Genomic DNA, 12,658 nt, shown 5'->3' with positions numbered 1-12,658 from the left:
CATGGCGTGCTGGGTGACGTCGGTCTTGCGCATAGTTTCGAAGGGGAAAGTTGTTCTCATTACACAACGTATACCCCCGCCGTCCCGTTGACAGGGCGGCGGGATTTTTCAACAGCCTGCTAGCCAATTCCCCGTAGGCCGGACCGGGGTAACCGGAGTAGACAATTGCGAATGCCAGAGTAGCAACGAATGTGAAATTTCGGCGTAACATGAGCATCCCTTTTTGAAAAAAACTGAGCCACGACTGCCCATATCGCGCGTTCTAGACTGTCAGGGTTTAAAACGCTGGAATTTTTTCATCCTCTTTTTCGCCTCAATCCCCTTGTTTATTGCATCGGCATAGTCGGCAACGTTGCTTGGTGTCCAAAACAGCAGCTGGAAGGGAAAGCCTCCGCCCTTGACTGCAGGAAAGCGCCCCCCGCCAGCGTCCAAAGCCTCGCTGACCGTTTCCGCACAATTTTGCCCCAGTGCTGCAAATTTCCGGTTGGTTTTCTGAAATTTATCCCACCATTTTTGTATTACATCCTCATCCAAGTCGTCAATCACGAACTGGCGGTCGGGCGGGCGGCCTTCATTCTTGATATCATCCTTAAGCTCGAGGAATTGCGCGTCGGGCGTGTTGAACAGACCCGCTGGCGTCGCAGGCCACATACTGATAGGTGATTAGCGCTCATCTTCAGCCAGCAGCATCCACGCTTCGGTCCGGCTGCCGGTAGCCGCGGCAGCGTGGATCAGGCGCGTGAGGATGGTCGACATATCGAATCGGCGATTAAAGCGGTACTGCGCCTCTGCCAAGTGGAGGAAGCCATATTTTGCGAAATCAAATGCATGGTAGGTGCCGCTCGTGGCGGTCTTCAGGTTTCCCAGTATTGTATTGATCCATTTAAAACATGGTATATCGCTGCTCTGGCGCGCCTTCCCGACGACCGATGGCGTGTGCGCCGCGCCGGCGGCTTTGACAGCGCTGAAACAGTCCAATCCATCGGAAACGACAATACTCGCGGCGGACAGATGCGCCATAGCCCAAGCCTTCACGTCTTCCCGCCCTAATGTCTTCACCTTCGAAAATATGGCATGAAGTGGGCGCCCATCCTCAGAAGTTTCGACCGCAGCGATAAAAGGCACCTTGTTCTGCGATCCGCGCCCACGCTTCCCACCTGGGTGCGCGCCGCCCAGATAGGCGTCGTCCACCTCCACTCGGCCCTCCAGTTTGCGAATAGACTCACGTTCGGCCATCACCTCAAGGATCTTGTGTTTGAGGCGCCAGGCGGTCCGATAGCAAACTCCGACGAGTCGCATCAATTCCAGCGCCGAGACGTTATTTCTGGACTGGGTGAGAAAGTACATCGCTTGAAACCACTTCGTCAACGGCAGCTTACTCGAATGAAAAATGGTTTCGCTCGTGAGCGTGGTCTGGCGTCGGCAAGCGTGACACTGGAACGTCTTCGCCTTGCCGTGCCAAACGACGTAGTGCCCTTTTCGCGCGCACATGGGACATACGAAACCATCGGGCCAACGGCACTGTTCGAGCTCGATCTCACACTGGGCCGAGTTCCGTAGCGCGCCATGAACTGGCTCAGGCTCAACCCAGATTGAAACTGCACTCGATTCATCGCTGCCATATTCGCTCCCATCGCCGAACAATGCGCGTCTATAGAAGTTGGACGGTCATTGAATCGCTACGTTCAATTATGATGAAGATGAGCGCTAATCAGCAAACGGTATTGGGCCTTATTTTCCATGAATTACTCGCAGTATTGCCCCATTTTTCTTCGAAATATTTATTTCGGCAACGCCTCCGACTGAATTGCTCTTGAGGGCACCCATCACTACCCAGACGTCTCCCACCAAGACGGCTTTGAGTGGCTTCTGCGGGTCAATAACGTCGCGGCCATAAATCGGCGTTAGCACGGCCAGCCCGACCGCGACGGCTGTCGCAGCGTCAGGGACGAATCCGTCTTTTGGTACGTATCCGTCCTTCGGGATTACGCCATTCTTCTGTACAAACTGTTGTTTCAAGTTGCTATCGGCATAGGAATTTGCGATGCTTAACCACACCGTGATCACGATGCATGCCGCAGATTTACTCGATTTCATTTCGCCCCCTGTCCAATTTTTTTCGCTTTTCCACCGTACGGCGTCCCATTCGGGGTGTACTTCAAGATGTTGCCGGCTGGAGTGCCGAGGTACGATGGCACTCCTTCCCCATCACTAAGAGTTTGGTCGTTCCCGGAAAACACCTCATTCCTATAGTTTTCCTTGTACGCGCCATGAGTGTGATATTGGCCCACGTTCGTTGTTCCTGTCGGACATGATGGATACCCCTGAGGAATATTATGATCGGTTCCAATTTCCGGAACTGTATAAGTACATAAACCATTGGTTAATCTGCATACACGTCCCCCATATTCAAGATTTCGTTGAATTGATATTGGATTGAACTCGCGGATTGCTTGGATACCTGCGTGGTCAGGGCTCTTATAACGTGTGCCGGGTTTTAGACCGTAAATATCCACATACGAAATCGGATTTCCTTCAACATAGCCATACATATTGATCCCGCCTTCCAAGCCGGTAGGATCAGACTGAATGTACCGTCCTGTCTGTGGATCGTAATCCCTAAAGTAGTTGTAGTGGTTGTTCGCTTCGCTGTCAAACACCTGACCAGGAAATCGTGGATTGTAATTAAATGGGCTCAGGCGTGCCGGGTTCTCGTCTGGCCGATCAATGCCAAACGGATCCGCACCGTCCCAACGCCAAACCATCTTGTTGTCGCTCGCCCGCGTCAGTACTCTTGGTGCCGATAAATGATCTGAGTACACGAAATAGACGCCAAGTGTCGCGAGACCTTTGGTGCCTGAAGAGGTGGCGCCGGGTTTTAAGACGGCCACCGGCAAGTCGCCGAGGTACACCGTTTCCTGTAGCGGCTTGCCAGCAGCGTCGTACTCGCCCAGAAGCATTCCCAGCTCGCCGTAGACGTAGTGCGCTGCCAGGCCGGTCGAGCTAGTTTTGGTTACACGCTGCCCTAGGCCATTGTAGCGATAATTCGTAGTGATGCCGTCGCGAACAACTCCGCTCAATCGGCCATCTGCTCCATACTTGTACAGGATCGTGCCGTCATTCGTCAGATTTCCCGTGGCATCATAGGAATTTTGCTTTGCCGGCGCCGGCCCGGTGGTACTGGCGAGGCGATTGTTAGCTGCATTTATCTTGTTGATATAGGTGTTCGCGCCGAACGTCGCCCGGGTCCGGTTGCCGTTGGCATCGTACTGGAAACGCTGGATGGTGTTGGCGCTGTCGAACGCGATTAGCCGATCGAGGCCGTCGTAGTCGTAGCGCTGGTCAAGCAGTGCGGCACCCGCAGCGCCGGTGTGTTTGGTCGTTCTGATCCGCCCTGCAGCGTCGTAGCTCAGAGTGCGCACCGTGCCGTTGTTGGCGGGATGGCCTAACGGATAGCTGACGATCTTCCCGTCGAGGTCGAATTTTCGCTCGTAAATATTCGGGCTAGCGGTGCTGCTGTTTCCCCACGTCCAACCACGCACTGTACCGAACGGGAGATAGCGAATGTCGCCAAGAATCGTTACGGGACTCGCGCTTGGCGCAGTTAGAATCAGACTCTTCACTCGACCATCAATGCCATAAGCGAAGTCAATCTGGTTTCCGCTGGGGTAGGTCATTGAAGTTACATGGCCGACGCTGTACCCGGTGCCGCCGTAGCTGTACGCCGTCGTCAAATTCTTTGCTGAAGCGCCGGCCCCTACCGACTGCGCTTTGCTTAAGAGACGGCCGAAGCCGTCGTAGGTGTAGCTGGTCTGTCCGGATGCGTCGGTCATTTTCGTCAGGCGCCCGGTTGCGCCGCTGCCGTCTTTGCCGTAGTCGAAAGTACTGCTGCCAAGTTGAGTCAGGCGGTGCCCGGCGTCGAATCGATAGATGGTCTTGCGGGCGGCGGCGTCAGTGCTGAAATCCGGATTGCCGGCACCATCGAACTTGATGGTTGTCATTCCAGTGTCCGGACTGATGATGCCGGTTTGCTGGCCGAGTCCGTCCACGGTGTAGCGTGTCGTCAGCTTACGAGGATCGGTCACGGAAAGCAGATCGTCCTGATGCGAGTAGCCGAAACCGATCACTGGTGCGGCGGCGCCTGGCGCTGGGGGTGGGAGAATCTGCGTCATCACCCGATTGTAGCTATCGAAAACCTGGGTAGTGGCGCGGCCGAGCGGATCGGTCACCTTGGTCAGGTTGCCGCCACGGTCGTAGGCGTAGCTCACGCCTGGGTCCTGGTCGTCGCGCTGCTCTTTCTGCAGCCGGTTAAGCGCGTCGTACGTGCGCTTTGACGTAGCTACCAACTCGCCCCTCGCATCGCGCACATCCTGTTTGACGACGTTGCCAATGTTGTCGAGGGTGAAGTGGACGGTGTTGCCAGCGCCGTCGCGCAGATCGGTAAAGCGGTGCGCCGCATCGTAGACGTACTCCATCGACGTGCCATCGGCGGCGATAACGCCGGTGAGCTGGCCGGCGTCGTCATATTGGTAGCGCGTGGTTTCGGACGCGGCGCGGCCGTCCTCGACCGTTCGTGACGCCAGCCGCTGGCGAGCGCCGTATTCGAGCTTGATGATTTGCCCATTTGGCAGCTTGATGTTGGTCGCCAGGCCGTCCTTGCTGTATTCGCGAATTTGCGTGACTTCGCCGGCGCCGTTGGTTGCCGTGGCAAGGTCGCCGGTATGGTGATCGCCGGTGGTGTCGGCGTAATAAGCGAGCCGCAGCGCGTCGCGGTTGCCGAGCGCGTCGGCTGGTCCGGTGCGGATCAGCAGTTTGCCGGCGCTGTCATAGGTGTACTGCCACACGCGCGCTGCGCCCGTTTTCGCGGCAGTGAAGCCGAGCGTACCGTTGTTGTCGCTACTTGCCTGGACTGTTTGGCTGCAAAGCAAGGCCACCGGCTTACCGTTCGGCAGGGTCGCGTCGGAGCAATGCGCAATTTGACCGTCGGCCCCGCGCTCGCCGTTGTACACGTAACTTGTGAGCCGATTTGGTTCTGCGACCATGCTCTTGAGCGGCCAATCCGGATGCCACTGCGTGCTGATCATGCGGGCCGTGTTGCCGCCGACAGCTTCGGCGCCGACGGGGCAACTCGCGCCCGCCGGCAATCCTGATATGCGGCGCGTTTCCAGTCCGCGCGCAACTTCATTGGTGAAGCAGGTTTTCTGGGCGTTGAAGTCGGTCCGGCTCGCCAGATCTCCGCTGCTGCTGTACTCGAACGCATTGGCGCCGGCTTCGCACCCCGCGCCTGCAGGCTGGCTTTCACTGACAATGCGCCCTCTGGTATCGCTCGGGTAGCTCACGCCCAAGACGCGCTCCGTGCCGAGCGGATCGGTAATGCGCCGTGCAAGGTCGGTCGGATAGGTGAACGTATAGCGCCCCACGCCGCCGGCATGCTCGGACAACACTGCCTGACCGGCTTGGTTGTACCGATAGGTCGCAAAGCGCATATTATTTTCGTCGCTGACGCCGGTCAGCAGATACCGCTGCGACTCGTCCTCGTAGTGGTAGCGCCGCGACGACACCAACGCGCCATCGCGGTCGTGAAAGTGAACCGCCTCGAGGCGCGCCATCCCGGCGATATCGGCCTGGCCAGCAACCGCTGCCTGTTGGTATTCGTAGCGCACCTCGCCCTCAGGTCCTTCGATCGAGGCAACCACGCCGCCACTCCAGTTGATTTTCACGTTGCGGCCGTCTGAATCTTCAATGTGAATGAGCTGGTTCTTGGCGTTGTACGCATAGGTAGCCGATCCTCCTGCTGCGTTGTGAGAACTGACCATTTTAAAAGCGCCGTTGATTTTCTTGTAGCGCTCGACCTGTCCGTCGACATTGGTCAGCAACCAGTCATCATATGCTGCGCTGAGTGGCTTTATGGTCGACAGTTTGTCAAAGCGAGATCCGTACCCGCCGGCGAGGCGCGGAGTAAATCCGAACGCACTGCCGTCGCCGAAACTGCCCGAAACGCGCGGCAGGTCGCTGTTGAAGAGACCTCGATTGACATTGAAATCCCGATCGAAGGAGAACGACCAGCCGAACCCGGCCGATTGCCCGCCTCCGCTGCTGCGCAAGCTGCGGTATGTCCGTTCGATGCGTAAAAATCTGTAGCGGCCGGCGACCAGATCGGTTTCGGTCTGCACCTTGGATCCGCTTGCCAGTTGCACGGGGTTTGCCTCGACGGAGCCGGGAGATGCTTTCGAACAGCTGGCCGGCGCTGGCGCTTCTCTACTCTTGACGCACATCCCCGGCCAGCGCGGCGAATATCCTGGCTTGCAAAATAACGACGCCGGAGCATACCACTGGACACCTGTAAAGGAACCGCTGCTGTATTTGCACTCCATGATGGGCGCGCTGGCCTCTGGCATGGCGCGCATCTCAAGCAAAGGTGCCCTGAAGTGGTTCTGGGCTGAAAGCCTGCACGCAGTAATGGGGTCCGCGGCGAATTGATCGGGGGTGTTCACCCCTGTGTAATACCACCAACCCACCATGCCTTCTGGCATCGGCTGCTCGGCGCGCACACCCTGTGTTGCTACAATCATCGAGACCGCCAGCATTGGGATCAGCAATCGTAAGACACGGGTACGGCGATTCATCATGGACTGCTCCGGTTGGGATTCGAGGCCTATGTGCGAACCGGAACAAGTGTACTTGGGGATTAATTAACTAATATTGCGTTGTTATAATGTTTGTTCGAATCACAACTTCGCGCGCGGAAAAGTTTGCGGGAAGATCGTCCGGCGGCTGCGTGTGCTGCGGAACCTGCCAGGAGACTTTCCCCGCGAGAACGCCTGCAAAACCGTATAACGCCAAACCAATACGTCACGCGCAAATAGTGCGCGGGTAAAAATGCTTGGCTGGAACGGATCGGCCCATCGGGTTATTCGGCGCAATACAAAGTTGAAGGAGCGATGCGGTCGGCTTTTCCGTGTAAGATTCTAGACAGTTTATCAATTAGGAGGCATCAATGAGAATAGGCATACCGGCCGAAACGCGGCCGGGGGAAACCCGCGTCGCTGCCACGCCAGAGACGGTCAAGAAGCTGGCCGCGAAGCATCAGGTCATCGTGCAGTCCGGCGCCGGCCTGCATGCCGCCGTCCTTGACGACGCCTACGCCGCCGCCGGCGCCACCATCGGCAGCGCCGCCGACGCCTTTGGCGCCGACATGGTGCTCAAGGTGCGCGCCCCGGATGCCACCGAACGTTCGATGATGAAGCAGGGCGCCGTGCTGATCGGCATGCTCAATCCTTTTGATGCCGACAACCTCGCCGCCATGGCCGGCGCCGGCCTGACCGCGTTCGCGCTCGAAGCGGTGCCGCGCATTACGCGCGCGCAGTCGATGGACGTGCTGTCCTCGCAGGCCAACATCGCCGGCTACAAGGCGGTGATGGTGGCGGCCAATACCTACCAGCGCTTCATGCCGATGCTGATGACCGCGGCCGGCACCGTCAAGGCCGCGCGCGTGCTGATCATGGGCGTCGGCGTGGCCGGCCTGCAGGCGATCGCCACCGCCAAGCGGCTCGGCGCCGTGATCGAGGCGTCCGACGTGCGCCCGCCGGTCAAGGAACAGGTCGAGTCGCTCGGCGCCAAGTTCCTCGACGTGCCTTACCTCACTGACGAAGAGAAGGAAATCGCCCAGGGTTCCGGCGGCTACGCGCGCGCGATGCCGGCCGACTGGATGCGCCGCCAGGCCGAACTGGTGCACGAGCGCGCCAAGCTGGCCGACATCATCATCACCACCGCGCTGATCCCGGGCCGCCCGGCGCCGGTGCTCATCTCCGAGGAAACCGTCAAGGCGATGAAGCCCGGCTCGGTGATCGTCGACCTGGCCGTGTCGCAAGGCGGCAACTGCCCGCTGTCGGAAATGAACAAGACGGTGCTCAAGCACGGCGTCTACATCGTCGGCGAGCCGGACCTGGCCACCCTGGTGGCGGCCGACGCCTCGGCGCTGTATGCGCGCAACGTGCTCGACTTCCTCAAGCTGATGATCGACAAGGACGACGCGCTGGCAATCGACCGCGAAGACGAAATCCTGAAGGCGTCGCTGGTGTGCATGTCCGGCGAAGTGCTGCGCAAATAAATCGAAATACGGAGGCAATATGGAAATCAGTCACACCGTCATCAACCTGATCATCTTCGTGCTGGCGATCTACGTCGGCTACCACGTCGTGTGGACCGTCACGCCCGCGCTGCATACGCCGCTGATGGCGGTGACGAACGCCATTTCGGCCATCATCATCGTCGGCGCCATGCTGGCGGCGGGCCTGACCGAAGGCGTCGTCGGCCAGGTGGCCGGCACGCTGGCCGTTGCGCTGGCGGCGGTCAACGTGTTCGGCGGCTTCCTCGTGACCCAGCGCATGCTGGAGATGTTCCGCAAGAAGGAACCGAAGGCCAAGCCGGCGGCGGCGGGGGAGCAGGCATGATTCAATACGTCAGCCTCAATCTCGTCACGATGATGTACCTGATCGCCTCGGTCTGCTTCATCCAGGCGCTCAAGGGTCTGTCGTCGCCGGCGACGGCGCGCACCGGCAACGCCTTCGGCATGATCGGCATGGCCATCGCGGTCGTCACCACCATCGCCCTGATCTTCAAGCTCAAGGCGCAGGCGCCGACCGGCGGCATGGGCTTTCCGCTGGTGCTGCTCGGCGTCATCGTCGGCGGCGCCATCGGCGCCTACGCGGCGAAAAAAGTGGAAATGACCAAGATGCCCGAACTGGTGGCGGCGATGCACTCGCTGATCGGCCTGGCGGCGGTGTGCATCGCGATTGCCGCCGTGTCCGAACCTTGGGCGTTTGGCATCACCGGGCGCGGCCTGGCGCTGCCGTTCGGCAACCGCCTCGAGCTGTTCATCGGCACCTTCGTCGGCGCCGTCACCTTCTCCGGTTCCGTCATCGCCTTCGGCAAGCTGGCCGGCAAGTACAAGTTCCGCCTGTTCCAGGGCGCGCCGGTCAGCTTCCCCGGGCAGCACATGATCAACCTGGTGGTAGCGATCGCCATCATCGCGCTGGGACTGGTGTTCTGCTTCGCTCCTGGCGCCGAGCCGGCGTGGACGCCGTTCATCATCATGACGGTGCTGGCGTTCGTGCTGGGCGTTTTGATCATCATTCCGATCGGCGGCGCCGACATGCCGGTAGTGGTGTCGATGCTGAATTCGTACTCGGGCTGGGCGGCAGCAGGCATCGGTTTTTCGCTGAATAACTCGATGCTGATCATCGCCGGTTCGCTGGTCGGATCCTCCGGCGCGATCCTGTCGTACATCATGTGCAAGGCGATGAACCGGTCGTTCTTCAACGTGATCCTGGGCGGCTTCGGCGGCGCACCGGCCGAAGCTGCCACCGGCGCGCAGGAGCAGCGTCCGCACAAGGCCGGTTCGGCCGAGGATGCCGCCTTCATCATGAGCAATGCCGAGACCGTCATCATCGTGCCCGGCTACGGCCTGGCGGTGGCGCGCGCCCAGCACGCGCTGAAGGAGCTCGTCGAAAAGCTGACCCACAAGGGCGTCATCGTCAAGTACGCGATCCACCCGGTGGCGGGGCGCATGCCGGGCCACATGAACGTGCTGCTGGCCGAAGCCGAGGTGCCGTACGACCAGGTGTTCGAGATGGAGGACATCAACGGCGAATTCGGCCAGACCGACGTGGTGCTGGTGCTGGGCGCCAACGACGTCGTCAACCCGGCGGCCAAGGATCCGAAGTCGCCGATCGCCGGCATGCCGATTCTCGAGGCCTACAAGGCCAAGAGTGTCATCGTCAACAAGCGCTCGATGGCGTCCGGCTACGCGGGCCTGGACAACGACCTGTTCTACCAGCCGAACACGATGATGGTGTTCGGCGACGCCAAGAAGGTGATCGAGGCGATGGTCAAGGCGGTCGAGTAGCCGCTGCGTTGTCGATATGACCAGAGCGCGCCGCTCTCGGCCGGCGCGTTTTCACGTCGAACTTGTTGCTTTAAAAAATGTTTCATTGTGGCATGGCAAAAAACACGGTACATTGGATTCTCTACCGTCGCGCAGCAATGAAAAGGATAGGCATCATGGGCAAGACCGCTTTCAGCCTGAATATTTTCCATAAATTGTGTCTCACGCTGCTGGCGGTATCGCTGGTGCCGCTGGTGAGCCTCTGGTATGTGGGCAGCCGGGAAGCGCAGGGAGTACTCACTTACAATATTTCGCAGAACCTGGTCGGCACCACCAACACGGTGGCCGCGTCGATCGGCGGCTGGGACGACACCAACCTGCGCGTGCTGCGCCAGGTCGCCAAGCTCGACGACATCCGCTCGATGAAGGCCGAGCGCCAGAACCCGGTCCTCAAAACCGTCGGCGCCAGTTACGAATGGCTCTCGCTGGTGTACACCATCGCCGCGGACGGCGCCAACATCGGCCGCAACGACGACAAGCCCCAGCTGCAGTACGCCGACCGGGTGTATTTCAAGACCGTGATGGAAGGTAAGGAAAACGGCCGCCAGGTGATCATCAGCAAGACCTCGGGCAAGCCCGCGCTGGCACTGTCGGGCCCGATCCGCGACGACACCGGCCAGCTGGTCGGTGTGTTGGCGATGACGATGAACCTCGACGTCGTTTCGAAGATCATCGCCAACACCAGGATCGGCAGCACCGGCCACGCGATCCTGCTCGACGCGGAAAACAAGGTGATCGCCCATGGTCAGCCCGAGCGCATCAAGAACGTGCTGCAGGACCTGGGCCGCCATCCGGCGCTGGCGCTCGACGGCGTCAGCGAGCGCCCGACCGTCTACGACGCCGACGGCAAGCAGGTCGTCGCTTTCGTGCGCAAGCTGCCGCAAGGCTGGACCTTGCTGGTAGAGCAGGACTACGACGAGGCCTACGCCGCCTTGCGCGCGATGCAGCGCAACGCCCTGATCCTGATCGTGCTGACGGCGGCGCTGGTGGGCCTGGTGGCTTTCTTCCTCGGCAAGCAGCTGAGCCGTCCGATCAATCAGCTGACCGCCATCGCCCACGAACTTAGCACCGGCAACTTCGACGTCAACATTCCGCAGACCGGGCGCGGCGACGAAATCGGCGAGCTGGCGCGCGCCATCGAGCGGCTCGGCATCAGCATCCGGCTGGCGATGGATCGCCTGCGCAAGAAGGCGTGAGCCTGAGGAACCGCCATGGTGCAAGCTGAACTTCTCACCTTGCTGCGCGTCGTCGACAGTCTCAGGCAGCTGTGCGCGCAGGGTCGCAGCGGTACCGTGTTCCTGGTCAGCGACGACAACCGCATGGCCCAGGTCCGGCTCGACAAGGGGAAGATCGCCTCGCTGCTGTGCCGCAACCGGCGCGGCATCGAAGCGCTCAGCCTGCTGCGCAGCATGGCCAGCGCCAGGCTGCGCTTCGACGAGACCTATCTGGTCAAGGACGAACACGACAACCTGTCGACCGAGGCGATCTTCGACGCGCTCGGCGGCGGCTCGGTGCCCGCCGTGCTGGCGCCGGCTGCCGCGGCGCCGGGCAAAGCGCCAGCCGTGGCGCTGACGCCGGCGGTCAAAGCAACCATCCAGCGCATCATGACCGGCTACATCGGACCGATGGCGGAAATCATTTGCGACGACCATTTCGACGCGGCCGGCAACCTGCCGGCGCTGCTGAATCTGCTGGCCGGCGAGATCAGCGCGCCGGCGCAGGCGGCCAGGTTTCGCGTCGACGTCGCGCGCGAACTGGGCCTGCCGGCCTGATCAAGCCGTCTCGACCCGGTCGCGCCCTTGTTCCTTGGCCTGGTACAGCGCCGCGTCGGCGCTGGCCAGCGCCTGTTCCGGCGCACTGCCCGGCGCCAGCGCCGCCAACCCGATGCTGATGGTCACCCGGATGATGTCGCCGTCCGGCGTCGTCACGCTCGCCGCGGCGACCGCCTTGCGCATCCGTTCGGCCACCAGGCGCGCCATGTCGGTCGAGGTGTCGGGGAACAGCATGCCGAATTCCTCGCCGCCGGTGCGCGCGACAAAATCGGTGCCGCGCGCGGCGTGCTCGATCGCCTTTGCCACTTCGCACAGCACGCGGTCGCCGACCGGATGGCCGTACTGGTCGTTGACCTGCTTGAAGTGGTCGATGTCGGCCACGCCGGCGGCGGTGGGAGACTGGTTGCGGCGCGCGCGCGCGGCGATGCGCGCCAGTTCGGCGTCGAACGCACGGCGGTTCGGCAGCGCCGTCAGTGGGTCCGTCATGGCCTGCTGTTCGAGCTGCGCCAGCAGTGCGGCGATGCGCGCCTCTTCGGCGCGCCGTTCGCGCATGTCCACCGTGAAGGCGCCGAAATAGCGCACGCCATCGACAACGCCGAGGTCGACCGCTTTCAACTGGATCGGAATCATGTCGCCGGTGCGGTGGCGGATGGCGAAGTCGCGTATTTGGCCGAGCACGCTCGACGCGAGCCCACCGCTGATGTAATTGAGCAGGTAGCTGTTGTGTCTTCCGGCAAGCCCTTCGGGCAGCAGGCCGTCGATCGGCTTGCCGATGGCCTCTGCCGGCGGAAATCCCGTCAACGCTTGCGAGGCCGCGTTCAGGTAACGGATCGCTCCGTGCTGGTCGATGATGATCGCCGGGTCGGACGACTCGTCGAGCAGCCGTTGGAACAGCTCCGCTGGTAATTCTGTGGTCATGGTGGCTTAGGCTGGTGAATCT

9 protein-coding genes and 1 pseudogene are annotated in these 12,658 nt (G+C 60.8%); 5 read left to right on the top strand and 5 right to left on the bottom strand.

The window, feature by feature from the left end:
* Positions 1 to 270: 270 nt before the first annotated feature.
* The 4 genes and pseudogenes from ACP7DD_RS12885 to ACP7DD_RS12870 all read right to left on the bottom strand — a co-directional run bounded on the left by ACP7DD_RS12885 (position 271) and on the right by ACP7DD_RS12870 (position 6,629).
* Positions 271 to 651: a hypothetical protein gene (locus tag ACP7DD_RS12885; RefSeq protein ID WP_426175214.1), complete on the bottom strand. Its 381-nt coding sequence runs from the start codon at positions 649 to 651 to the stop codon at positions 271 to 273.
* Between the two features lie 12 nt (positions 652 to 663).
* Positions 664 to 1,622 (bottom strand): annotated as a pseudogene (locus ACP7DD_RS12880) (IS1595 family transposase).
* A 109-nt stretch (positions 1,623 to 1,731) separates the two neighbouring features.
* Positions 1,732 to 2,097: an NTF2 fold immunity protein gene (locus ACP7DD_RS12875; protein WP_426175213.1), complete on the bottom strand. Its 366-nt coding sequence runs from the start codon at positions 2,095 to 2,097 to the stop codon at positions 1,732 to 1,734.
* The gene (locus ACP7DD_RS12870) at positions 2,094 to 6,629 is read right to left on the bottom strand and encodes a DUF4329 domain-containing protein (protein ID WP_426175212.1); all 4,536 of its coding nucleotides are present in this window, start codon (positions 6,627 to 6,629) and stop codon (positions 2,094 to 2,096) included. Before ACP7DD_RS12870 ends, ACP7DD_RS12875 begins: the two co-directional genes overlap by 4 nt.
* A gap of 368 nt (positions 6,630 to 6,997) precedes the next feature.
* Between ACP7DD_RS12870 and ACP7DD_RS12865 the strand changes: the two genes are divergently transcribed.
* The 5 genes from ACP7DD_RS12865 to ACP7DD_RS12845 all read left to right on the top strand — a co-directional run bounded on the left by ACP7DD_RS12865 (position 6,998) and on the right by ACP7DD_RS12845 (position 11,718).
* Entirely contained in the window at positions 6,998 to 8,110 is a 1,113-nt protein-coding gene (locus ACP7DD_RS12865) for a Re/Si-specific NAD(P)(+) transhydrogenase subunit alpha (RefSeq protein ID WP_426175211.1), read from the top strand.
* A 19-nt stretch (positions 8,111 to 8,129) separates the two neighbouring features.
* Positions 8,130 to 8,453 carry an NAD(P) transhydrogenase subunit alpha gene (locus ACP7DD_RS12860; protein WP_426175209.1) on the top strand — a complete coding sequence of 108 codons (324 nt, stop codon included), beginning with the start codon at positions 8,130 to 8,132 and terminating at the stop codon, positions 8,451 to 8,453.
* Positions 8,450 to 9,907, top strand: a complete 1,458-nt coding sequence (locus ACP7DD_RS12855; RefSeq protein ID WP_426175208.1) for an NAD(P)(+) transhydrogenase (Re/Si-specific) subunit beta — start codon at positions 8,450 to 8,452, stop codon at positions 9,905 to 9,907. The genes ACP7DD_RS12860 and ACP7DD_RS12855 overlap by 4 nt, the downstream gene beginning before the upstream one ends.
* 155 nt (positions 9,908 to 10,062) lie before the next feature.
* A complete protein-coding gene (locus tag ACP7DD_RS12850) occupies positions 10,063 to 11,142 on the top strand; it encodes a cache domain-containing protein (RefSeq protein WP_426175207.1) in 1,080 nt (359 codons plus the stop codon).
* Between the two features lie 15 nt (positions 11,143 to 11,157).
* A complete protein-coding gene (locus ACP7DD_RS12845; RefSeq protein WP_426175206.1) occupies positions 11,158 to 11,718 on the top strand; it encodes a hypothetical protein in 561 nt (186 codons plus the stop codon).
* Here ACP7DD_RS12845 and ACP7DD_RS12840 read toward each other — a convergent pair whose 3' ends face one another.
* Positions 11,719 to 12,636 carry a GGDEF domain-containing protein gene (locus ACP7DD_RS12840; protein ID WP_426175205.1) on the bottom strand — a complete coding sequence of 306 codons (918 nt, stop codon included), beginning with the start codon at positions 12,634 to 12,636 and terminating at the stop codon, positions 11,719 to 11,721.
* Positions 12,637 to 12,658 lie beyond the last annotated feature (22 nt).

The organism is Massilia sp. TWR1-2-2 (assembly GCF_049897565.1).
GTDB lineage: Bacteria > Pseudomonadota > Gammaproteobacteria > Burkholderiales > Burkholderiaceae_D > JAFCUW01.
The sequence above is the reverse complement of the archived record's forward strand: the minus strand, read 5'-3'. Positions and strand labels throughout refer to the sequence as shown.